This is a genomic window from Thermobrachium celere DSM 8682, from assembly GCF_000430995.1.
Classification (GTDB): domain Bacteria; phylum Bacillota; class Clostridia; order Clostridiales; family Caloramatoraceae; genus Thermobrachium; species Thermobrachium celere.
In genome coordinates this window covers 233,966-258,416 of record NZ_HF952018.1, presented here as the reverse complement: position 1 = coordinate 258,416, position 24,451 = coordinate 233,966, and the positions used below count along the sequence as shown (strand labels likewise).

General features: G+C 30.4%; 22 protein-coding genes and 1 riboswitch. Of the genes, 2 read left to right on the top strand and 20 right to left on the bottom strand.

Annotated features, from left to right (window positions below):
• Positions 1 to 20 precede the first annotated feature (20 nt).
• On the top strand, positions 21 to 1,343 hold the full coding sequence (locus TCEL_RS01920) for a glycosyl hydrolase family 18 protein (RefSeq protein ID WP_018660563.1): 1,323 nt from the start codon (positions 21 to 23) through the stop codon (positions 1,341 to 1,343).
• A gap of 10 nt (positions 1,344 to 1,353) precedes the next feature.
• Here TCEL_RS01920 and TCEL_RS01915 read toward each other — a convergent pair whose 3' ends face one another.
• From TCEL_RS01915 to TCEL_RS13775, 11 genes are all read right to left on the bottom strand, one after another.
• Entirely contained in the window at positions 1,354 to 2,259 is a 906-nt protein-coding gene (locus tag TCEL_RS01915; protein WP_018660561.1) for a DMT family transporter, read from the bottom strand.
• Positions 2,260 to 2,348: 89 nt separating this feature from the next.
• Entirely contained in the window at positions 2,349 to 4,205 is a 1,857-nt protein-coding gene (locus TCEL_RS01910) for a hypothetical protein (protein ID WP_018660559.1), read from the bottom strand.
• A gap of 1 nt (position 4,206) precedes the next feature.
• Positions 4,207 to 5,244, bottom strand: a complete 1,038-nt coding sequence (locus TCEL_RS01905; protein WP_018660557.1) for a S1C family serine protease — start codon at positions 5,242 to 5,244, stop codon at positions 4,207 to 4,209.
• A 179-nt stretch (positions 5,245 to 5,423) separates the two neighbouring features.
• Positions 5,424 to 6,053, bottom strand: coding sequence for a thiamine phosphate synthase (gene thiE / locus TCEL_RS01900; protein ID WP_018660555.1), 630 nt, complete (start codon positions 6,051 to 6,053; stop codon positions 5,424 to 5,426).
• Positions 6,040 to 6,846 carry a hydroxyethylthiazole kinase gene (gene thiM / locus TCEL_RS01895; protein WP_018660553.1) on the bottom strand — a complete coding sequence of 269 codons (807 nt, stop codon included), beginning with the start codon at positions 6,844 to 6,846 and terminating at the stop codon, positions 6,040 to 6,042. Before thiM ends, thiE begins: the two co-directional genes overlap by 14 nt.
• Positions 6,821 to 8,014, bottom strand: a complete 1,194-nt coding sequence (gene cytX, locus TCEL_RS01890; RefSeq protein ID WP_018660551.1) for a putative hydroxymethylpyrimidine transporter CytX — start codon at positions 8,012 to 8,014, stop codon at positions 6,821 to 6,823. Before cytX ends, thiM begins: the two co-directional genes overlap by 26 nt.
• A complete protein-coding gene (gene thiD, locus TCEL_RS01885) occupies positions 8,004 to 8,813 on the bottom strand; it encodes a bifunctional hydroxymethylpyrimidine kinase/phosphomethylpyrimidine kinase (protein ID WP_018660549.1) in 810 nt (269 codons plus the stop codon). The genes cytX and thiD overlap by 11 nt, the downstream gene beginning before the upstream one ends.
• 79 nt (positions 8,814 to 8,892) lie before the next feature.
• Positions 8,893 to 9,006: riboswitch (TPP riboswitch) on the bottom strand.
• A 64-nt stretch (positions 9,007 to 9,070) separates the two neighbouring features.
• Positions 9,071 to 9,460, bottom strand: a complete 390-nt coding sequence (locus tag TCEL_RS01880) for a bacteriohemerythrin (protein WP_018660547.1) — start codon at positions 9,458 to 9,460, stop codon at positions 9,071 to 9,073.
• Between the two features lie 62 nt (positions 9,461 to 9,522).
• The gene (locus tag TCEL_RS01875; RefSeq protein WP_198010632.1) at positions 9,523 to 11,112 is read right to left on the bottom strand and encodes a methyl-accepting chemotaxis protein; all 1,590 of its coding nucleotides are present in this window, start codon (positions 11,110 to 11,112) and stop codon (positions 9,523 to 9,525) included.
• Positions 11,113 to 11,315: 203 nt separating this feature from the next.
• Complete coding sequence (locus TCEL_RS01870) at positions 11,316 to 12,167, bottom strand: homocysteine S-methyltransferase family protein (RefSeq protein WP_018660542.1); 852 nt, start codon at positions 12,165 to 12,167, stop codon at positions 11,316 to 11,318.
• A 1-nt stretch (position 12,168) separates the two neighbouring features.
• Positions 12,169 to 13,452, bottom strand: a complete 1,284-nt coding sequence (locus TCEL_RS13775) for a phosphatase PAP2 family protein (protein ID WP_018660540.1) — start codon at positions 13,450 to 13,452, stop codon at positions 12,169 to 12,171.
• A gap of 273 nt (positions 13,453 to 13,725) precedes the next feature.
• Here TCEL_RS13775 and TCEL_RS01860 point away from each other — a divergent pair, with 273 nt between their 5' ends.
• Positions 13,726 to 14,781 (top strand): Gfo/Idh/MocA family oxidoreductase, encoded by a 1,056-nt coding sequence (locus TCEL_RS01860; RefSeq protein ID WP_018660539.1) that lies wholly within the window; start codon positions 13,726 to 13,728, stop codon positions 14,779 to 14,781.
• A gap of 126 nt (positions 14,782 to 14,907) precedes the next feature.
• Here TCEL_RS01860 and TCEL_RS01855 read toward each other — a convergent pair whose 3' ends face one another.
• The 9 genes from TCEL_RS01855 to TCEL_RS01815 all read right to left on the bottom strand — a co-directional run bounded on the left by TCEL_RS01855 (position 14,908) and on the right by TCEL_RS01815 (position 24,387).
• Positions 14,908 to 16,149: an FMN-binding protein gene (locus TCEL_RS01855; RefSeq protein ID WP_018660537.1), complete on the bottom strand. Its 1,242-nt coding sequence runs from the start codon at positions 16,147 to 16,149 to the stop codon at positions 14,908 to 14,910.
• 10 nt (positions 16,150 to 16,159) lie between these two features.
• A complete protein-coding gene (locus tag TCEL_RS01850; protein WP_018660533.1) occupies positions 16,160 to 17,095 on the bottom strand; it encodes an FAD:protein FMN transferase in 936 nt (311 codons plus the stop codon).
• 314 nt (positions 17,096 to 17,409) lie between these two features.
• On the bottom strand, positions 17,410 to 19,065 hold the full coding sequence (locus TCEL_RS01845; RefSeq protein WP_018660531.1) for a putative ABC transporter permease subunit: 1,656 nt from the start codon (positions 19,063 to 19,065) through the stop codon (positions 17,410 to 17,412).
• The gene (locus tag TCEL_RS01840) at positions 19,058 to 19,783 is read right to left on the bottom strand and encodes an ABC transporter ATP-binding protein (protein WP_018660529.1); all 726 of its coding nucleotides are present in this window, start codon (positions 19,781 to 19,783) and stop codon (positions 19,058 to 19,060) included. The genes TCEL_RS01845 and TCEL_RS01840 overlap by 8 nt, the downstream gene beginning before the upstream one ends.
• Before the next feature lie 136 nt (positions 19,784 to 19,919).
• On the bottom strand, positions 19,920 to 21,395 hold the full coding sequence (locus TCEL_RS01835) for a methyl-accepting chemotaxis protein (protein WP_018660527.1): 1,476 nt from the start codon (positions 21,393 to 21,395) through the stop codon (positions 19,920 to 19,922).
• 78 nt (positions 21,396 to 21,473) lie between these two features.
• Entirely contained in the window at positions 21,474 to 21,854 is a 381-nt protein-coding gene (gene panD, locus TCEL_RS01830) for an aspartate 1-decarboxylase (RefSeq protein WP_018660525.1), read from the bottom strand.
• Positions 21,851 to 22,696 carry a pantoate--beta-alanine ligase gene (panC, locus tag TCEL_RS01825; protein ID WP_018660523.1) on the bottom strand — a complete coding sequence of 282 codons (846 nt, stop codon included), beginning with the start codon at positions 22,694 to 22,696 and terminating at the stop codon, positions 21,851 to 21,853. The genes panD and panC overlap by 4 nt, the downstream gene beginning before the upstream one ends.
• A gap of 12 nt (positions 22,697 to 22,708) precedes the next feature.
• The gene (gene panB / locus TCEL_RS01820; protein ID WP_018660520.1) at positions 22,709 to 23,545 is read right to left on the bottom strand and encodes a 3-methyl-2-oxobutanoate hydroxymethyltransferase; all 837 of its coding nucleotides are present in this window, start codon (positions 23,543 to 23,545) and stop codon (positions 22,709 to 22,711) included.
• A gap of 2 nt (positions 23,546 to 23,547) precedes the next feature.
• Positions 23,548 to 24,387, bottom strand: coding sequence for a Rossmann-like and DUF2520 domain-containing protein (locus tag TCEL_RS01815; protein WP_018660517.1), 840 nt, complete (start codon positions 24,385 to 24,387; stop codon positions 23,548 to 23,550).
• Positions 24,388 to 24,451 lie beyond the last annotated feature (64 nt).

Sequence of the window (24,451 nt, the reverse complement as noted above, 5' to 3'; positions counted from 1 at the left end):
TTTTAAGGGGGGGGTAGTATATGAATAGAAACAAAAAAATACTTATACCACTACTAATTTTAACTTTTATTTTATCAAGTTTTATAACCGCTTTTGCTAGAGTAAAAAAAGGCACACCTCCAACAGCACCTTCAAGCATAAGTGCATCAGGTGTAACGACAAGTGAGGTTACTTTAACGTGGACAGGCAGTCAAGGTGCAACAGGATACAAAGTATTTATGGCTACACCAAATGATTCAAACTATACTCAAATTGCAACAACTTCAGCAACAAGCTATAAAGTATCAAATTTAAAACCTGCTACAGTCTATTGGTTTTATGTTCGCGCCTACAATAGCTATGGAACATCTGGCGATTCTGCTCATATAAAAGTAACTACACAAAATGTTGTTGTGAATAATCAAAAGCAGGTTATTGGATTTGCAACTTACTATTACAGTGGGGATAAATCCTCCTATAATTCAATGGTAAACAACACTTCACTTCTTAACACAGTTATTACACACACATATATAACAGACGGACTTGGTAATATATCAGGATTAGTTCCTACAGATCAGATAAATTATGCAAATAGCAATGGAATAATTCCTATTGCAATGGTAAGTAACAATTTTAGCGGTGAGATTGCAAAACAACTACTAGAAAATGCACAAAATAGACAAGCTCTTATAAATAATATTTTAAACGCCCTAAAGTTAAATGGATATAAAGGGGTAAACATAGATCTTGAAGGTGTTTACTACTATGATAGAAGTTATCTTACAACCTTTATGAAGGAACTCTATACTGCACTAAAACCTCAGGGATATATAGTAGGTATTTCTGTTCCTGCAAAGACTTATGACAGTTTAACAAATAGCTGGACAGGTGCCTATGATTATGCTGAACTTTCAAAGTATGTAGATCAATTTATATTAATGACCTACGATGAACACTATCCAGGGGGAACACCTGGTGCTATTGCATCTATTGGATGGGTGCAAAAGGTAATAGATTATACTATTACTGTTGTACCTAGAGAAAAGATTTTCTTAGGACTTGCAGCATACGGATACGATTGGTCATCAAATGGTACAAAGGCATATGGTATAAATGGAATTTATAGCCTTGCAAGTAGCAATAATGCAACTATACTTTGGGATGATGTATCAAAGTCGCCTTATTTTAATTATACAGATGTAAATGGGGTATCACACTCTGTTTGGTTTGAAAATGACAAGAGCATTTCATATAAGCTTGATTTAGTAAATAGCTATAATCTATCTGGAGTTGCAATTTGGAGACTTGGACTTGAAAATGCAGATTATATGAATATGATAAAAACTAAATTTAATAGATAAAAATAGGGCTTTATGCCCTATTTTTATTAAGTATTCCAAAATAGTTTGTTCCCCAAACACCAACTATAATCATTACAGCTCCAATCAGTTTATAAGTTTCAAAACTCTCTCCTCTTATTGTAATACCAGCTATAACCGATACAACTGTAGTAAGATTAGCAAAAACTGATGATTGTGAAGCTGGAAGCTTTGATAAACTGTAGTTTACAAGTAAAAAGGCAAAAACAGATGATAACACACCAAGGTAGAAGATTGAAATAGAAACCTGAGTATTAATCTTTGATAAAATGTTTATATCTCCATTTATTAAACCTTGTATTAAGTAAAGTATTCCAAACACAATCATTCCAAGTATCATCATTGAATAGGTTGTTTCGTATGGAGTGAAATTTTGTGATGCTCTTCTTGAGTATATATTAAACATAGAGGCACTAAATACAGCAGATAATAAAAATATAATTCCTTTAAGTTGACCCTTCGTTTCTAGATTTCCTCCACCTAGCACAATAGTTATAACTCCGATAACTGATACTGCTATAAAAATCCACTGAAGTTTTGTTGGTTTTTCATCAAGTAAAAATGCTGCAAGTATTGCAACAAGGACAGGAATAAAGGCCATCATAACTCCTGCCTCTGATGATGTTGTATACTGTAGTCCCTTTGTTTCCATAATAAAATAGATTATTGGTTGCCAAAAAGCTACTAATATTAATGGTTTTATGTTTTTACCCTTTAAATTAACTTTAACAACTCCAAGTAATATAAGAATTGACATTGTAATAGTTGCTGTTGTAAATCTTAAAAATAAAAGTTCAAAAGTAGATAGCATCTCCAAAGCTGCTTTACTAAATATAAATGAGAATCCAAATATTAAAGACATCGTAACACCAGCAAGATATGGCAAATACTTCTTCATAACCCACCTCCTATTCACCTTGTATATTCTAACATAATAGATACAAAAAAGGAATGATAGACATTTATCTATCATCCCTTTTTAATAAATTATTTATTATCTTGAGTAGATACAGATTGTTCTGATTTAAACTCACTAAGTTCACGTTGTTTCCAATTTAAATTTAAGTTTCCATACTTACTTCCCTTAATTGTTACAGACTTAAATATTGTTTCTATTGTATTTATATTTTTATCTGTAATATTTGCAACAGGTAAAGTCAAACTTATAGAATATAAATCATTTCCTCTTTTTATAATTAACTGATATTGATTACAAGTTAATTCTAAATTATATTGCTTACCAAAATCCTCTTGTACAAATTCATTTATCCTATTTACATCATATACTTTATCAATTCTATAAATTTCTGTTCCATCTATATTAGTAGATTTGATATTAACCTTTGCAATTCCCATTAAAACTTCTGAATCTTTTTGGTATATCTCTAACTTTTGCTTCATTATTTCATTCATATCTCTTACACTTAAACTTGCAAAAACACTAAGTTGCATCCTATTCATCATATCAGAAATATTAATATATTCTAAATTTCCATCTGAATATTTAATATTGTCCTCAAAATCATATCTTCTGTTGCTGTTATCGTCATAGGAAAACATTTCATCATAACTTCCAAAACTCTTTGGTACACTTATTTTAAAATCATATTTTTTTAGTTTAATATCTCTCGTTTGTTTCATATCAACTAAATCTCTTGCACTTAGCAGTCTACCTAACTTTGTACTTAGATACTTTTTCTCTAGTTTAAAAGAATTCATCATCCTATCATAATCTAATTTCTTAGTAGAATCTTCGTAGGTTTCATCTAACATTGTTGCTACTATTTGATATTTGTATCCATTTCCAATAATATAGATATTTTTTAAAACATATGACTTTGAAGTTATTGTTTTAAATCTAACCTCAAATAAGTAGGCATCAAAACCATTTAACTTTATTTGTTTATTTTCCAATATCTCATATACTTTTTCGTTATAACTTTGCTTAAATAACTCTATTTCTTTATTTGCCCAATCACTTACCTTTTCCCCGCCCTTTGCTGAACTTACAACATTAACACTTATTCCTTCTTGTATTTTTACATCTGATGAATCTTCTTCAGGTTTTCCTATTAATTCATCAATTGAATATAAAGGCTTAAATGTTTGTTTTCTATAATTCATCGTATCTGTCTTCCAATAAGGTCTTAATAACATTGTATATCCATAAGTTTTGTTTATATACACTCTATCAACACTTGCTGTATCAGTTAGCTCCTTTATATATGGATTTTTACTATCAAAGGTGGTCTTAAAGGATGATATTAATTTATTAAACATTTCTTTATGTTGTTTGTAAAATCTTCCATTCATACTTACAGTTAAATTGTATATATATCCATTTGCTACATATATTCTATTTTCTATAAAATCTCCATTTTCTTCTGCTGCATCATCTACAAAATAATAATCATAAAATGGGTTTGTTTTTACTATTCTTATATATTTTTGACCTTTTTCATCTTTAACAATATCTATCGAATACTCCTTACCCTTTGAAAACATATCATTCAAATCAAACAAAATATTATTATTTTCTAGCCTAAGCAAAATATCCTCTAATGTCAAATTATATTTGTTTCTATTAACCTCTAAGTTAATATTAGATTGATAGCTATTAGTATACATACTAAAATAGTTAGCCTTATCTGATTTAAAAATCTGTGCATCATTTGGAAGATACATTGACCACTTATAAATTTGGCTTCCAACCTCATTTTTGTATTTATCTTTTTTATTTGAAAAAACCTCATATAAATTAACTGTATTAGTTTTTGCAATTGCAGGAGTAACAGTACCAAAAACTAACGATAACGCAATCACAAAACTCAACTGTTTCTTCATTTTAATTCTCCCCCTTCTTTTCCTTTAATACAACATTTATTGTAAACTTTTTACCATTTCTATCAAATGTAAGTTTTACCTTATCACCTGGTAAATAAGATTTCAATATTTCATTATACTCTGCTATTGATGTAACCTTTTTACCATTTATACTTTCTAATATATCTCCTTCTTTTACCTGATTTTCTGTTACAACAGCATCACTTTGTAATGCTACCACCTTTAACCCCTCTTCTGTTGGAATACCTAAAATTGCAGCCCAGTTTTCTTCAAATTCTATTCCTGTATAGCAACGTCTTATTCTACCATACTTATTATAATGGTTTAAAAAATAATTAATATTTCCAACTGGAATTGAAAAACTCATACCTTGGAAAAATAAGTACCCATAAGTATTAATCCCCACAAGTTCTCCATATAAATTTACCAATGGGCCTCCACTGTTACCTGGATTAATAGCCGCATCTGTTTGAAGATAAGTATAAACACCATCAACTGGTCTATTTAACCCACTAATAATTCCCTTTGTTGCTGTATTTCTATATCCAAAGAAAAGTGGAGTTCCAATTGCAAGAACATCTATCCCTACTTTAATATCCTTTTCATTTGCAAGTTTAATAGGTGGTAAATCTTTTCTATCTATTTGAATCAATGCAAGGTCAATATCTTTGTCTGAATACAATAATTTTGCCCTATAGGCTTTTCCATCGTATGTAACAACGTATATTTCATTTAATCCATCTATTACGTGATTATTAGTTAATATTTTTCCATCTTTATCTATTACTACTCCTGAACCGTGTTGTAGATTTTGAGGTAGCTTTGAGTAATATTCTTCACTTGGCTTATATTTTTCATTTCTTCCTATAATTGCAACAACTGATTTATTTACCATTTCAACTACCTTATCTGCTGTTTTTAATGTTCTTACAACTGTTTTACTTGTTGTTTTGGTACTTGTCTTAGTAGCAGCATTTACAAATGAACTACTACTTAAAACAATAAAGATTGTTAATACATACGAAATAAGCTTTTTCATACCCTTTCCTCCCTTTAATTAATTATTAAACACTCCATAAGGAGCACCTTTTACTAATTATTTACATTTATATTGTTTTTAAACATATCAATTAGATTATAACTCTATCTTTTTATTAGTAATTAAGAATTAGTTACAAAATTATGAAATAAAAAATATATATATGTTATATTGTTATATTAACACTTATTTTTATAAAAACAAACCTTTAATTTTTTTGCAGCCAATTCTATATTCTCTTTCCCTAAAATTGCTGAAACAACTGCCACACCATCACACAATCCTTTTAAAGCATTTATATTTTTTTCATTTATACCACCTATAGCAACCACTTTACAATTTACCTTATTTCTTATTTCTTTTAATACATCTATATTTAAATTTGTTGCATCTTTTTTGGTATCAGTTGGAAATATAGCTCCAACACCTATATAATCAGCTCCATCTTCAACAGCTCTATATGCCTCTTCTATATTAGTTACAGATACACCCAGAATTTTATTTTTACCTATAAGTTCTCTAATCTTTTTAGCTGGTATGTCTTCTTGTCCAACATGTACACCATCAGCATCAACAGCAAGTGCTATATCTACCCTATCATTAATTACAAGTGGAATGTTGTATTTAGTAGTTAATTCTTTTAGTTTTATTGCTGTATTATAAAATTCTAAGGAAGATATTTCCTTTTCTCTAAGTTGTACAATTGTAACTCCTCCATTGATTGCTTCTTCAACACATCTTAATAAATTTCTTTCCCCAATCATTTTTCTATCTGTAACTAAATACAAACTATAATCAACATTTCTCAAGCAAAACACCTTCTTTTATTTTTATCTCATTTATATTAAATATCTCATCATAAAGCTTAACCTTAAATGTTCCTATATTATTTCCTGACTTTTTAAATACCTCTTCACCACATATCCCCATTACCACATATCCTGATACACAAGAAGTTAATGGATTACACCCTGCACCCAAAAATGAACCAATTAATGATGTTACCATACAACCTGTCCCTGTTACTTTTGTTAATATGCTGTGGCCATTTAAAACCTTATATATTCTTTCTCCATCACTTATCACATCAACCTCACCTGAAATTCCAACAACGCAATTAAACTTCTTTGATGCAAGTTTTGATATTTCCTCTGCACCTTCCATTTTTTCAGTTGAATCTACCCCCTTTGTACTGGAAGATAAGCCTATTAAAGATTTTATTTCAGACATATTTCCTCTTAACACACTTATATCAATCTCATCTATAATTTTCATAGCTATTTCTGTTCTTAACTTTGTTGCACCCGTACCAACAGGATCAAATACTATCGGGATACCTAATTTATTTGCTTCTTTACCAACATAAAACATTGCCTCAATAGTTCTTTTATTTAAGGTACCTATATTTAAAACTAACGCATTTGAAATTTTTATTAAGTCACCAACATCATCTATTTCATCACTCATTACTGGTGAAGCACCAATTGTTAATGTTATATTTGCACAATCATTAACAGATACATAGTTTGTTATATGGTGAACCAATGGATTTACTTTTCTTACTAATTCCAATGCCTCACATACTTTGTTTAACATTTCCATATATAACACCTCCAAGTTTCTTTAACATTAAAGATACCAAAGCTGTTAAAAGCATAACTGGTATAGTAACTCCAAAGAAAGTTCCATTTTCTTTTATTAAAATATAAAACCCAAAGCCTATGATAAAACTTATAAACGAAATAAAATAATCAACCTTTCCATTTACATTTTTAAGTAGAAAATAGTCAGATAATACAACTGCAAACAGAGGCGAAAAAACTGCACCAATTAAATACAAAAAGTTTTCATACTGTTCCATTTTAAAAAACAATGCAAAAATTATACTAATTCCAACAATAAGCAAAGTCACATATTTTTTATTCAATCTTTTTATGTTAAAAATAGTTGTTGCAGCTGAATAAACATCTAAAAAGGTTGTAGTAACAGTTGATAAAACAACTATTAATAAAGCTCCAATTCCAAAATTTCCTTTAACAAGTATATTAACAATATCAATTTCATTAAATTTAATTGCACAAAGTAACCCAAGAATATACATAAAGCTACTTGCAATAAAATATCCAAAAAAGCTTCCCAAAAATGAACTTATTTTATTCTCACTATGTTTTGTATAATCAGAAATCAAAGGTAACCACGAAATAGGCATCACAATACTAAGTTCTAATCCTGAACCAAAGGAGATATGTTCATTACTTAAAACGTTATTGCTTTTTGAGTTTATTAAAATATAAAACATAGTTAATGAAAGAATTATAAGAAGGACTACTGATATATAGTTTAATTTTGGATATCTAAAGGAACTATATTCAGCCCATAAATAAACTATTGCGGCAATAATTAAAACCCATAAATAAAAATTTTCATAACCAAATAGACTTTTAAATATTTGATTTATACCATTAGATGCTGTTATTAACATAATTGACGTCCATCCAACTAATTGTATAAAGTTTAAAACAGAAAATATATATTTACCATAAACACCAAAAGATAAGCTTAAAGTTTCCATAGCCGTCATATCCTTTTCTTGTCCTATAATTCCAGCTAATCCTAAAATCAAACATCCAATTAAATGTCCTATAATTATTACAGCTAAACCTTTTTTCATACCAAGTGGTCCAAGAAATGCCCCTGCCATTATTTCGGCAACTGAGACTGCTGCCCCAAACCACAAAAAGAAAAAGTACATTCCTTTTTTATCTCTCATATTTAATTACCTCCACTCCTCTAAATTCATAAAAATGATCGACTGGTCCAACCCCCAAACCTATACTGAAGGAATTTTCAATTGCATTTTGAATATAATTTTTGCTTTTACTTATTGATTCAACAATATCAAAACCTTTTGCTAAATTAGCTGCAATTGCTGAAGATAGTGTACAACCTGTACCATGGGTATTTTTAGTTTTGATTCTATTGCCTTTAAATTGATAATAACCTTTACCATCAAATAGTACATCAATTGCATCATCATTTAGATGCCCACCTTTAATAAGTACATATCTTGCTCCTAAGTCATTTATTATCCTACAAGCTTTCTTCATATCATCTATATTTTTTATATCCATTTGTGCTATTAAATTTGCCTCATGAATATTTGGAGTTATTATTGTACAAATAGGTATTAAGTTGCTAATCAAACTACTAATTGCATCATCCTTTAAAAGTTTAAATCCACTTTTGGAAATCATTACGGGGTCTAACACAATATTTTTAGCTCTATAAAATTTTAATAAATCAGCAACAGTAGAAATTATTCTACTATTTGACAACATACCAATCTTTACCGCATCAACATTAATGTCATTAAAAATAGCTCTAATCTGTTTTTCAATCACCTCCACTGGTAAATCATAGGCATCAATTACTCCTTGAGTATTCTGTGCTGTCACTGAGGTAATAATACTCATACCGTAGACTAAATGAGCTGAAAATGTTTTTAAATCTGCTTGAATTCCTGCTCCTCCACAGCTGTCTGAACCTGCAATTGTTAACACCTTTTTCACAATATCACCTCCATAAAAATTAAAACCACCCAGCATGGGTGGTAACAAAAAAGCTATTCCCGTGGGAATAGCTTTGAAATCATTTTATATCCCACATCCCTACGCTGGTATCAACCAGATCAGGTTCAAAGGGTCAAAGGTTTCAACGGACCTTACTCTCAGATGGCCTAATCCATCTCCCCTTGTGGCTGAATTATTCATTTTTATTAAGTTTATTATAATCTAAATTTTTTGTTAATTCAAGCATTGTTTAAATACTATTTAACAATAGCCTTATCCTTTTCTAATATATGCTTTACCAACCAATCAACTATGAAATTTAATATATCAAGTAGGTGCTTGTCTTGTTCCACATCAACTTTATTTAAATCGATTGATTTTACCTTATCAATAAACTGCTTGTGTTCTATCTTATGTAGAAAATATCCTTCATAACCAATTTCCTTCATATACTCTTCTTCTGAATTAAAATGATAAACTGTATAGTCTTCAAGTTCCTTCAATATCTCTACAATCTTATCATATTTATCAATATACAAATCATTTTTTAAAACTTCATATGCTTTATTAGCAATATCAACTAAATGTTTGTGTTGGTTATCTATGTGCTCTACACCCATTGAATATTCTTCTTTCCATTTTATCATATAACTCTCCTCCTTTTTATATACAGATTCCACCTAAGCATAATACCTAGGTGGAATTTTCATCAAAGCTTAAATTTATTTATACTTTCTACCATATAATTTGCCATCTTTTCAAGCTCTCCAGCAGAATTTGATAGTTCATCTGCTGCAGAGTACAACTCTTCTGTAGCAGCTGCTGTTGATGTTACAGAATCAGAAATATTTCTTATTGAGCTTGAAAGTGTTTGAACATTATCTAATATATCCTGCTTACCACTTTCAATTGTTGAAACATAACTGTATAGTTGGTTTATATTTTTAGTTAAACCTTCTATTGTATTTATTATATTCTTAAATATATTTGTCGTACTTTCATTTGTTATTATCTGCTCTTCTATCATGTCTGCCATTTTCTTTGAGTTTTCAACAACAGCTATATTTTCATTAGATACAGAATCTATAATTTCATGTATACTCTTTGAAGAAACTAATGTCTGTTCCGCAAGTTTTCTAACCTCGTCTGCTACAACTGCGAATCCTCTTCCTGCTTCTCCTGCACGTGCTGCCTCAATTGCTGCATTCAAGGCAAGTAAATTTGTCTGCTGTGCTATGTTGTTAATTACAGTGGATATTTCACTTATCTTAGATATATTATCACTTAATTTTTCAATACTTCCTGCTACATTAGTAAATGAATTCTTAATGCTTAACATAGAATTTTGGAAATTATCGATATTCTTACTTCCTTCATCTAAAAGGCTGTTAATTGATAAGGCATCCTTTTCAATTTTCTTTATATTTTCAATTATACTTTCTAGTGTATCATTAAACTCCTTAGTTAAATTTAGTACCTTTTCTACACCTTCACTTTGACTGTCAACCTCATGAGTAGATTCCTGCATTGATGAAGCAACTTCTTGAGAAGTCCTATGAAGCTCTTGAGATATTAAACTCAATGTATTAGACTGATCATAAAGCTTTTGAAATTCTTCTTTAAAGTTCTTCATAATATTATTTATTGTACATCTAAATTCATCTACCTTTTCAATTATATCTTCAAGCTCGTCCTTAGTTTTTATATTTAACTTAACAGTTAAATCTCCACTTGATAATCTATTTATTCCATCAACTGTTAGATCAAGTTGATCTATTATCTTCTTAGAATAAACTTGAGTAATTAAAATAGTTAAAATAAGTGCCAAAATAATAGTTCCTATAAGAGCAGCTAAAAGTCTTTTAGCAAGAACATAATATACTGCAAAATCCATATCTGCTGCAATAATACCTACAATATTTCCACTTGAGTCTTTAACTGGAGCATACCCTGATATAAACATACCCCAGTCATCCTTAATTGGTAAATTTAAGGACGATAAGTTTCCCTCCATAGCCCTTTTCATCTTAGGTCTAAATTCATATTCGTCTCCTAATGCTGCTGCATTTTCTATTGAACCATCTACAATAAAATATGCCTTTTCACCATCTACATATAATGTGTATAGATATTTTACACTTCTTTCAGCCTTAAGATCTATCAATTTTTCCTTTATTTTGATGAACTGTTCAGACTGCATATCCTTTAACTTCCACACATTTTTTAGTTCATCACCGTTTATGTGTCTTGCTGCAAAACTTGCTGCATCTTCAACATTTTGTTTAATAGTTAACATCATGGAATAGAAAATAAAAGAGTAAGCTAAAACCATAATAGTAAAGATTGCTATAAAAATACGAGAAACCAGCTTAAATAAATTCTTCCCAAACCTATTTTTCTTCATGATATAGCTCCCCCACCTAATGTTTTTAAACAGTTCTAATCAACATTATATCATAGTTATAGCAAAATTCATTAGTATTCTTCTTTTTTTACTAAATTTTAACCTAAAACGTCATATTTCACTCTTATTTTCCTTATATAACTAGGAGTTGTTCCACAGCAGCCCCCCACAACCTTAACCCCTAGGTTAATCATGGTTAATATATACTCTGCAAAGTCGTCCTCATTTACATCATATACCAAATTACCCTCTACATCCCTTGGAATTCCTGCGTTAGGTTTAGCAAGAACAGGTATATTTGTGGTATTTAATAATTTTTTAACAATATTTACCATATCAGTGGGCCCTGTTGAGCAGTTTGCACCAACTACTGCAACCCTATGTTTTTCTACAGTTTTAACCATGTCATAAACTGTATAACCTAAAAAGGTACTTCCCTCTTTATTAAAAGTCATAGAAGCAAATACAGGTATACTAAAATCATCTGCTGCCTTTAAAGCAATATCTAACTCCTCAATATCATACATAGTTTCAATAAGTATAAAATCTACACCTTCTTCTTTACCTATCTCAATCTGTTCTCTATAAATTTCAAAGGCCTGTCCTTTACTTATAGGTCCTTTGGGCTCAATAAATCTTCCTATTGGACCAATATCCTGTGCAACAAGTAAATCCTTCCTTACACTTCTTGCTATATCTATTCCTCTTTTTATTACCTCTTTAAAATCAAATCCACATTCATACATAGTTAATCTATTTGATCTAAATGTATTTGTTACTACTGCATCACAACCTGCATTAGCATATTCATTGTGTATTTTTTTTATAAGTTCTGCTTCCAAAACATTTAAGGTATCTGGAATTATATTCCTTATACCTTTGTATTTTTGCACCATTGTACCCATGGCCCCGTCTAAAATCATAACTCTATCCTTTTTAAATTGAAGCATACTATTCCCTCTCTTTTGATAATACATTTTTATATATTAAAATGCTTGTTGTTGAATAGATTATAGCAACTGACCATCCAGCTAAAACATCTGTAAAATAGTGTACCCCAAGATAAATGCGGCTAATACCTATAATGAGAGCCAAAATTATAACGGCAAACTTAATAGAATTATATTTAAAATCTCTTTCGTTTAAATAATAAACTAATATAAGGGCAAATGTTAAAGAAATCATTGCATGGCCACTTGGATAGCTGTACCCCCTTGCATCAACCAACCTATAAATCAGATCTGGCCTTGGCCTTTTAAAAAGTACCTTTAAAAGCTCATTAAATAGCCACACTAAAGTTATATTAAGACCAAAAAAAGCTGAAAACTTTTTTCTATTATTCCTTATCATAAGTGTCATAACTAAAACAGTAAACGCAATTATCCATTCATAGTTTCCAAGGACAGTTATCCCCTTAAATATTTTAGTTAGTACATTGTTCCTTATTGATAGTACTAATTGAATAATATAAATATCTAAGGAATAATCCTTATGTATAAAGTTATCCTCAGTAAGTTCTAAAAATACAAACAATGAGAAGAAGGATAATACAATTGAGGTATAAACATAAAAGGCTGTTTGGTCCACAATTCTATATTTTTTATGGAAATAGTTAAGCTTTGAGTATATCTTATTCTTATAAACCGCAAAGTTTAGTTTTAGTAGATTCTTCTTCTTTAAGTATCTAAATAATCCATAGAACACAATTAATAAAAGTGCTACTCCTATAGTTATGTATTCAAAGTAATTTGTTATGAAATACTTTGCACTATCCCCCATATAGAAAATTAAAATTCCTTCAAGGAAAAACCTCATTCCTCTACCTATCAAAGATGCCGTAACAAAAGTAATAAAGTTTACATTAAACACACCTGCTGCAATTGTAAATATCTTATATGGAATTGGCGTAAAGCCTGCAATTACAATAGACCAGCCTCCATATTTGTCAAAATAGTACCCAACTTTATCTATCTTATCCTCTTTAAAGAGCTTTTTTAATATAGGCTTTCCAAACCTTTTTCCTATGTAATAACCAAAAACCCCACCTGCTACTGAAGACAGTGTTGTTGAAAGTGCATATATCAATGACATGTTTTTATCCATTATACACATGGGAATTAAAACAACATCTGGCGGTATTGGGAAAAACGAAGACTCTGCAAAGGCTAAAACAATTAAACCAAGTATCCCATAGGATTGAAATATATTTACTAAATGTTGTAGTATCTGCTGCATATTCATCCTCCATCCTTCAAAAGTGCCACCCAAGTGAAATGTGACATTTTCCAGTTTTTATTGAATATCTTTTTAAATTTACACATTTAAATAAGTTTCCAAGCTAATTATATTATATTTCATCAAACCCAATATTGAAATAATTTCTTCTTAAACTTTATAAAGTCCCTTTTAAATAAAACTGTACTAAATTATTTTATTTGTAAATTTTTAGTTGATACATATTAAGATTTAATGTAATATAAATGTAACAAAATTAGTAGGGGTGAAATAATGAAAACAATAAATATTGGATTGATTGGTTTTGGTCTATCTGGGCAAGTATTTCATGCACCAATTATAGACTGTACAGAAGGATACTTATTAAAAAAGATATATACAAAAAATGAAAACAACATTGAAGTTGCAAAGAAAAAATACTCCGCAGAAGTATGTAGCAATGTTGATGATATTTTAAATAGTGACGACATAGATCTTGTTGTAGTTGCAACTCCAAATGAAAGCCATTATGAATATGCAAAAATGGCTCTTTTAAAGGGAAAGCACGTTGTTGTTGAAAAACCCTTTACAGTTACAACAAAACAGGCAGAGGATTTAATTAATATTTCAAAAGAGCAAGGCAAAATTTTATCAGTATATCAAAATAGAAGATACGACAGCGACTTTAAAACAGTAAAGAAGATTATTGAAAGTGGTGTTTTAGGGAAGATTATTGAATTTGAGGCACACTTTGATAGGTTTAGAAATTTTCCTAAAAACTATTGGAGAGAAGAAAACATACCTGGTTCTGGAATACTATATGATTTAGGTTCCCACCTTATTGACCAGGCCCTTTATCTTTTTGGAACACCAAATAAATTTTTCGCTGATGTACGAAAACAAAGAAGCTTTGCAAAGATAGATGACAGCTTTGAGCTGATTTTATTCTATGATGATTTAAAGGTTATACTTAAGGCCTCAATGCTTGTCAAAGAACCTCTACCAAAATACATAGTAACAGGTGAAAATGGAAACTTTGTTAAGTATGGAATGGACGTACAAGAAGAGCATTTAAGAAAAGGATTTACACCTAATACATACTCTCCTTGGGGAAAGGAACCTAAAACATCAAATGGAATTTTAAATATAAATTTAAATGGAGTTGATATAAGAACAACTGTACAAAGTGAATGTGGTGATTATAGGGAATATTACAAAGAACTATATAGTGCAATTGTAGAGGGTGGGAAGGTTCCTGTTTCAGCAGAAGAGGCAAGAAACACAATATACATAATAGAAAGTGCCACCCAGGTGAAATGTGACATTATCCATTTTGAACCATTAAAATAATCTCAAAACATATATACAAACATTATTAATTAGCAAAACAACATACAATTTCATTTAAAAAGCCCCAAAAAGGATTTTTATATTCCTTTATGGGGCTACATTTTCAACATATTAGCTTTGCCAACACTATTTCTGTTCTGCCTGCTTTAGAGCTTCTGCAACTGCATTCATTATACCCACACTCGTTCTTGTTGCACCAGATACAGCATCCACATTGGTAGACTGCTTTTTAATTATCTCATTTGGAATAATTTTAAACGGTAGCTCTGCATAGCTTGGCGTTTCATTATGGTCTATAATCTCAATTTTAGATATTTTTCCACCACTTATTGTAACCTCAACTGTAAGTCCTGGTTTAAAACCTATAGCAGAACCAACATATGTTCCATCCTTATATTTTCCCTGTGCAACGTCAACATTTTGCACTTGTTGCTGTTCCTCATTACCATGTCTATGTCTTCTTTTTCCATCTGGTTTTGGTATGTGTTCACCAAAATTAATACTTCTCTCTTTATCTTCCTTCATCATTTTAAACTCTATAACTTTTTCTGCAAGACCTTTAAATCCTAAAAATGCTAATACGAATATAGCTATAACAAGTATTTGATTGACCACCCTACCAAATACAGTTAGTTTTGCATTATTCTTTGGGCATACTCCTACACAATTCATACACTCAATACATTCTATACTATCAACCCTATTAACATTGTCTAAATCTATACCCATTGGGCAACTCCTTGTACAAGCAGTACATCCATCTATGCATACTGTTTTTTCCTTTCTTATCTTAACTATTCTAAACACCTGCAGAATTGATAAAAATGCACCAAGAGGGCAAAGGTATCTACAGAAAAATCTTTCTATAAATAATGCATCTATAAATATTATTATAAGGACAATTAATGCTTTAATGCTCAAAACTTGTGGTGGAAACTGAATGAGCTGTGAAAAGGCATCCCAAGGATTTATGCTGTTTAATTCACTTATTCCCAAGGTCCAAACCACTATTATAATAAATAACAAAATAGCATATTTTAATAATTTTAAAAAGTTATCTACTCTTTTATTTGCTTTAAACTTGGTCTTAAAAAATTTGGGTGAAAATCTATAAATCAAGTCATTTATTGTCCCAAATGCACACATATAACCACAAAAAAATCTCCCAAATATCATAGTTAAAACTACTAAAATTACTAGTGGTAATGTTGTAGCCACTAAATTAAAATTAAACTTCCCTAAAATAACTGAAGTATATAGCTGCTTCATCTGTCCAAAAATCATAGTAAATAATCCCGGCATTAAAATGAGAAACATAATTTGTATTGCAAGTCTAAAATAATATGCTAAATTTTTTCTTCTTAACATAAAAACCTCCTCATATCTTAAATATTTTATAATTACAAACACAATTAAATCTCTCAAACAAGGACTTCGTTATAAATATATCCTTATCCTTTGTTACAATTATTCCTTCTAAATTATAGTACTGCATCAATTTAATTCCTTCCTTTAATCCCTCAAGTAGTATTATCGTTGCAAAGGCATCAGCCTCAGTAGATGATTTTGATACTATCGTCACGCTTGCCAGCTCATTTTCAACAGGAAATCCTGTATACTTGTCTATTATATGGTGATATATTTTATCGCCAATTTTAGTGCATCTTTCATAAATTCCAGATGTTACAATACTCTCATCTGTTGATTTTAAAACTCCTATGATTTCTCCTCTAATTGAAAATGGATTTTGTATTCCTATATTCCAATAATTTTCTTTATTTTTACCTATGGTATATATGTTTCCTCCAAAATCAAGAAGTGCATTTTTAATTGAAAGTACCTTTAAAATATCCTTTGATATATCAGTTGCATATCCCTTTGCTATTGCACCTAAATCAATCATCTGACCTTTTCTTTTTAAAAAAGCAAAATCTTCTTTTATAACAACATCTCTTGAATCAATTAATGATTTTACATTTTCTATTTCCTCACTACTTGGAATTTCATTATCTTTCAGTTTTTTACTCCATAATAATGCCAAAGGCCTTATTGTTATATCAAATTTATCTGATATTTTATTAAACTCAAGTGCTCTTTTTATCACATATTGTGTGTCTTTACTTACTAAAACCTCTTTAATACCTGCATTTTTATTAATTAATCCTACTTCACTGTCATCACTAAATGCTGACATTTTCTTATCAATATTTAAAACCCTTCTAAAAATAAGTTCAGTAACTATCTTACCAAAAGCTCCAGATACATTAACATAAATATCGCTTCCTAAGGCATATATCCCTTTAATTGTCCACACCTCCTTATGAGTTAATTCTATTGTAGCATCGTGACATTACGATGCAAATTTTATTAACAAAGTGTAAATAAAAGTGCCACCCAGGTGAAATGTGACATTATCCATTTAATGCCATATGCACAAATATTGAAGGTTCTTAACAAAATAAAAGGTTTCAATTTGGCTGCACCTCACCAAACTGAAACCTTTAAAACTTAATTCATATTTCCTTTAACTATAAGCATTCCATTAATAAACTTTTGTTCTTTTAAACCTTATTTTTTATATACTATCCCATTTAATACTTATTATACTTGCAACTTATTAAACTCATCTTATAACCTACTATAGAGTCCCTCAATATTTTTATTTAAATATAGGTATACAAATAAAAGCAATATAATTGGTATTATAAAAAATGCTAATATTAGAATGCTTTGAGGTATCGTCTTAGCTATAAGATAGTTAATTCCTATCAAAGCAAAATCGATAAATATTATAAAAACAGCATTAATGTTCTGTTTCATTGGTTTTTGAGGATTATCCCAAACTAATTTTGGCCAGTTTAATTCAAGGATTATCCCTACAAGGTAGATTACGAAAAGATATAGGTTTCCTATTACAACTGAAAGAAAAATTATATAAAAAGGAACCTTTAAGTATAAAAGACCTACACTTACAATTATTGAGGCAATAAACCCAAAGAAGGCACCGTGAAGAAATTTTGCCTTTATAATGTCAATAGGCCTAATTGGAAGTGATTTTAAAACATATATTCCACTACCTTCCCTTGATATACAGGTTGATGTTATTGAAGTTGTAGAACCAATAAACATTATTATACCTGTTGAAATCAAAAGTAAGTATTTTACATTATCAAGTTGCTTTATTAATGTATCTATCGGACCCAAACTTTGTTTGTTAACTGTAAACATTATAGCAAATATAAGTGGAAGTAATAAAACTACAAAGGGCCCATTTAAAAAATATATAGGCTCTCTATTCATAAGCTTCATTTCTCTTATAAATAGTGAACTTAATAAGCTTCTTCTCTTAAATACTTTATCTATCTCTTCACCTTTAATCTCTCTATTTTTCTTTGTAACCTCACTGCTTCCAATAATACTTGAATAATATAAATTTGAAGTAGTAAGTAAAAGCAAATATACAATTAAAATAGACAATAAAGCAAATGCAACTAAATACAAAATTCCTGATATACTCTTGTAATTCAATATTCCATTACTTATCCATATTGATGGGTAATAAATCCTTCCAACCAAATCAATTAATCCATTTTCTCTCATCAAGCTCTTTATTATATCCTCTGATCCAGCATTAGTGCTAGCAAGTTTATTTATTGATACCTGATATATTAGGGCAATTATAATACCAAAGAATCCACCTAAAATCATAAAAAGGTCTTTTTTCTTTGTTAAGTTTCCATATTTCATCAAGGGTATTATTAAAAAATAACAAATTGAAAGTGGAATTAGCGGAATAAAAATAGTTGAAATTATTGATACTAAATAAAATAAAATTCCTTCACCCGATTTTATTCCATAAACACCAATGCCAACTCCCATAAATATAAATGTCACAACTAACTCCACAATGTATGCATTTATAAACTTAGCAAAGAGTAAATCCATCTTTTTTATAGGAAGTGCTAATATAATATCTCCCTCTTGGTTGTAAAAATAATTTGCTAAAACTGTTAAAATACCAAACATAAGTGTTAAAGTTGAGGAAGATACTACAGCTAAAGTTATTACTGCTCCTTGTTGATTTATTTTTTTCAATAGATCATACATCTTAATGTTAAAGTATAGATACATTCCAAACATTCCACTTAATGAAAATATAATTAACAGGATAAAACCTATCGTTTTTACAGCATTCTTTTTATTATATTTTAAATCCCTTATAAATCTGCTTAATCCGTACGTTGAATTTATATAAATTTTAGCTAAACTTAATCCCTTACTCATTTTCAATCAACTCCAAAAATATATTTTCTAATGACTCATCATTCTTTCTTTCCTTTAATTCTTCAACTGTTCCAACAAATATTATTCGTCCGCCCTTTATAATTCCTATTCTGTCACACATCTTTTCTGCAACCTCCATAACATGGGTTGAGAAGAAAACTGTTTTACCACTATCTGCGTGCTGCCTCATCATCTTTTTTAGCGTAAAGGCAGATTTAGGATCAAGCCCCACCATAGGTTCATCAAGTATCCATACAGGAGGATTATGCATCAATGCACCTATTAAAACTAATTTTTGCTTCATACCATGGGAATAACTGTTTATGCTCTCTTTAAGTGCGGATTTTATTTCAAATTCTTCAGCAAGTTTCATTATTATATCTGCTCTCTCTTTGCTATCCATCTCAAATACATCTGCAATAAAATTTAGGTACTCTAATCCTGTTAGTCTATTAAATATTTCAGGGTTGTCTGGAACAAAGCCTATTTGCTTTTTTGCCTCAATAGGATTCTTTTTTACATCTATTCCATTTACCAATATCCTACCTTCATCCATATTAAGTATTCCTGTTATAAGCTTTATCGTTGTGGTTTTTCCTGCACCATTTGGACCTAAAAATCCAAATATTTCTCCATCCCTAACCTCAAGATTAATATTATCAAGTGCCTTAACCTTGTTTTTTCCATAGGTTTTAGATACATTTTCAATTTTTATCATAACAACACCTCTTTGAAAAATTTGTAATTAGATATTTGTCTAAATATCTAATTACATTTTAACAAACGTAAGATTAAAATGCAATAGAACAAGTAAAAAAGGACAAGTTTTGGTATGCCCAAAACCTGCCCTTTTTTTAAACAAGTCTATTTGCCATCTCTAGAAGCTCATTTGAAAGCCTCTTTGCATTTTCTGCTTGATTAATATGTTCTCTTGACATTGCCGCTGCCTCTTCAGAATTTGCCATTGTCTCCTGTGATACTGCTGCTATGTTTTCTCCTGCATTTGCTATTTTATTCATTTCTACTATTACATTCTCCATCATTTTATTCAGCATATTTGTCTTTTCTTTAATATCAGATACATTTGAATTAATCTTTCCAAACATACTGCTTACTTCTTCAACTAATTTTTGTTGTTTTTCATTTATCCTAATAAGCTCTGCAACAGCCTTTATTGAAGTTATTGTTTCATTTTGAAGCTCATTTATTATTCTTGCAATGTTATCTGAATTATTCTTGCTCTCAAGTGCAAGCTTTTTAATTTCATCTGCAACTACTGCAAATCCACGTCCTGCTTCTCCAACTCTTGCTGCCTCTATTGCTGCATTAAGTGCAAGAAGATTTGTCTGTTCTGCAATCTGCGCAATTACACCTGTTATATTCACAATATCATCTGATTTTATCTTTAATGCATCCATTGTATGACTCACACTTGCATTCTTTTCTTTAACTTCCTTTGACATATTTGATAGATCATTTATTATTGCTTGTCCACTTTGTACAATTTCTGTTGTCTCTTCTGTTGCTTCCTTTATTTTTGAAGATGCTTTTGATGTGTTTTCTATCTCATCCCTTATAGATTGTATTGCATTATTTGCATCTTGTATTTCTTCTGCTGTATTTGAAGCTCCATGAGCAATCTCCTCTACTGCATTTGAAAAGGCCATTGTTGATGACGCAATTTCATCAATTATGTTATTTAATTCATTTGAATTACTCTTTACTAAACTTGCGATTTCAATTAAGTTTTCCATTGCCTTTCTTACGTCTTTTTCTTTATTTTCAAGCTCTGCTAAATTTGATAACGTTTGCATACGTAAGTTTCTAGTTACTCTAACTATAGTAAAAGTTGCTGGAATATACATTAAAACAGTTCCTATCATCAACATATAATTTGACGTATCAAGACTTTTTGTTGCACCTGCATTAATCCTTATTAATATAAATAAGATTATTGTAACAAATGCAACTGTATTTTGAATTATAGTTAATAACCAGTCGGCATAAAGTGTATATATAACAGCATAAGGAAAGAAGAATATAAATGTCATTGCCTTTTCTGCAGTTAAAAGAGTTATAATGTATGGAATACCATAGCTTACCATCAAAATCCATTTAATTTTTGTTGAATCCTTTTTCTTATTATATATAGCATAAGAAAGAACAAGCCCAGCAAGTGCAATTGCTAAGACAGGAAAAATGAAGACAAGTGTTCTATTCCCCTTCATATATTCCCCAGTAAATCCTAATGCAAAAATAACAAAAATCAATACGTGGATTTGTAAAACTCTCTTGTTGATCATTATTAATTCTCTTTCAACAATACCCATTTACCTTCCCCTTTCTAAACCAAGTAATCTAGTTATTTTATCGGATGAATATGGAAAAACTTTATATTTCATTTTTAACTAAACTGACTTTTTTGCCTCTTCAGTTAAATAATCAAGTATCCTATTGTTATCATCTACTAAAATAACCTTAGGCCTCATGTTTTTTGCTTCTTCCTCATCAACATACGCATATGCCATTATAATAACCTTATCTCCTACATGAACAAGCCTTGCTGCTGCACCATTTAGGCATATATCTCCCTTTCCTCTTTCACCCTTTATTACATATGTATCAAATCTTTCTCCATTGTTTACATTTACTATCTGAACCCTTTCATTTTCAAGTAGTCCGACTGCATTCATTAGTTCCTCATCTATTGTTATGCTTCCAACATAATTTAGATTTGCTTCTGTCACTGTTGCCCTATGTATTTTACTCTTTAACATACAAAGCATCATACTCTCACCACCATATTGTCAATAAGCCTTGTTTTACCAAATTTAACTGCAAGTGCTATTAAAACTTCACCCTCTACCTTTTCTATTGGCTTTAATGTTTCGTTATTTACAATCTCTATATAGTCTATCTGTGCATCTGGCATCTCTAATATTGTTGTCTTTATTAAGTCAATTAGCTTCTCTGAAGCTCTTTCTCCCTTTTCTATTTCTTCTTTTGCCTTTAGTAAAGATTTATATAATATAGGTGCCTGTTTTCTTTCCTCTTCTGACAAATATGTATTTCTTGAACTTAATGCTAAGCCATCAACATCTCTTACTATTTCACAACCTACTATTTCTATATCAAAATCTAAATCCTTAACCATTCTTTTTATAACTGCAAGTTGCTGTGCATCCTTTTGGCCAAAATATGCCCTATCTGGCTTTACTATATTAAAAAGCTTAGTTACTATTGTTGCAACACCTCTAAAATGACCAGGCCTTTTGGCACCACACAATCCTTCTGTTAAGCCATGAACCTCAACATAGGTTGAATAATTTTCTCTGTACATATCATCTTTATTTGGCATAAATAGGATGTCGCAGCCTGCCTCTTCGCACATCTTTTTATCTCTTTCTTCATCCCTTGGATATCTTTCATAGTCCTCATTTGGTCCAAATTGTGTAGGATTTACAAAAACGCTAACTACAACTACTTCATTTTCTCCTCTAGCTCTTTTTATAAGGCTCATATGTCCTTCATGAAGATATCCCATAGTTGGAACAAAACCTATGCTTCTCCCCTGTTTTTTTATATCCTTCATATGCCTTTTCATTTCATCAACTGATTTGATAATTAACATGTTATTCCTCCTTTAATACAGTTTTTCAAGTTCATTTTTTGTCTGTTCATCTAGTTTAAATGAATGTTCATCTTTTGGAAATTGACCTTTTTTTACATCACTTATATATTCCTTAAAGGCCTCCATTATATCTACACTTAGCTTCCTGTACTGCTTTACAAATTTAGGTACAAAATCGCTGTATAATCCTAGTAGGTCTTGGGTTACAAGAATTTGTCCATCACAATGTACACCTGCACCAATTCCAATTGTAGGAACAGAAACAGTTTCAGTTATACGCTCTGCAACCTCCTTTGGAATTCCTTCAAGAACTATTGCAAACACACCTGCTTCCTCTAAAAGTTTTGCATCTTTTATTAATTTTTCTATCTGGCTTTTATTTTTACCCTGAACTTTAAATCCTCCAAACACATTTACTGATTGGGGAGTTAAGCCTAAATGTCCCATAACAGGTATTTGTGCATTTATTATTGCTCTTACTTTATCTATTATTTCCTCTCCGCCTTCTAATTTAACAGCGTGGGCCATACCTTCCTTTATCATTCGTCCTGCATTTCTTATAGCATCCTCAACACTTATGTGGTAGGACAAAAAGGGCATATCAGCAACAATTAGTGCATCCTTTGCACCTCTTGCAACTGCTCTTGTATGATGTATTATATCTTCAACTGTTACCTGAAGCGTATTTTCGTATCCTAAAACTACCATACCTAGTGAATCGCCAACTAATATTCCATCTATTCCTGCAGAATCTATAAGTTTTGCCATTGAATAATCATAGGCTGTTAGCATTGTAAGTTTTTCCCCTCTTTTTTTTGCTTCTTTAAAATATGTGGTTGTTTTTTTCATAACTATTCCTCCCTTAGAGCTCTTAAAAGTAAATGTAACTTTTCACTATCTAAATTTCTCCTTTCAGCTGTAATGGAAAGTGCAACTTCTCCAAGTAGACTATATATATGTTTATATTCCCCTATATTTTGCAAGTGTTTTTTTACTGTTCCAACATCACCTCTAACTATTGGACCTGTAAGTGCCCCCTCTATCCCTTTTTCTTTTATATTCTCTACAGCTGAAATCATAAGGGGGTATAGAGCTTTTTCAATCTTATCATCTGGGAAATCACATTGTTTCAAAAGCTCCTTTGATATTTTTGCTAAAGCTACTATATAATTCGAAGCAAATACCATAGCCGCATGATATTTTTCCTTACAATATGAAGGTATTTCAATATAGTTTATAGATATTTTCTCTAAAAATCCAATTATTAATTCTAGGTTTTTACCTTCAATTGTAAAATAAGCATTTTTCAAGTATTTGTATACATTTCTATCTGGGAATGGAAAGATAGGGTGAAGTGAGTATCCATGTGCACCTTTTTCTTCTAATTCAAAAAATACATTAGAAGATAGTGATCCGCTCATATGAAATATTTTTTTATCCTGCAGGTTGAAGTGTTTTAAATGTGAAGCTATTTCAAGTATAACATCATCTGGAGTTGTTATAAATATATAGTCGCAGTTTTCTACTATCTCATCAATTGAACAAGCTTCCCTAGATGATGTAAATTCAGCAGAAGATTTAGCTGATTCTGATGTTTTGCTAAAATATCCATAAATTTCTAAACCCTGTTCTTTTAGGTAGCGTCCGAAGGCACTTCCTACCTTTCCGGCGCCAATAAAACCTATTTTCAACATATCCTCCCCTTTCTGAGTCTCACTCCTGCAGGATATGAGCTCTGGTGCAAGGGATACTTCA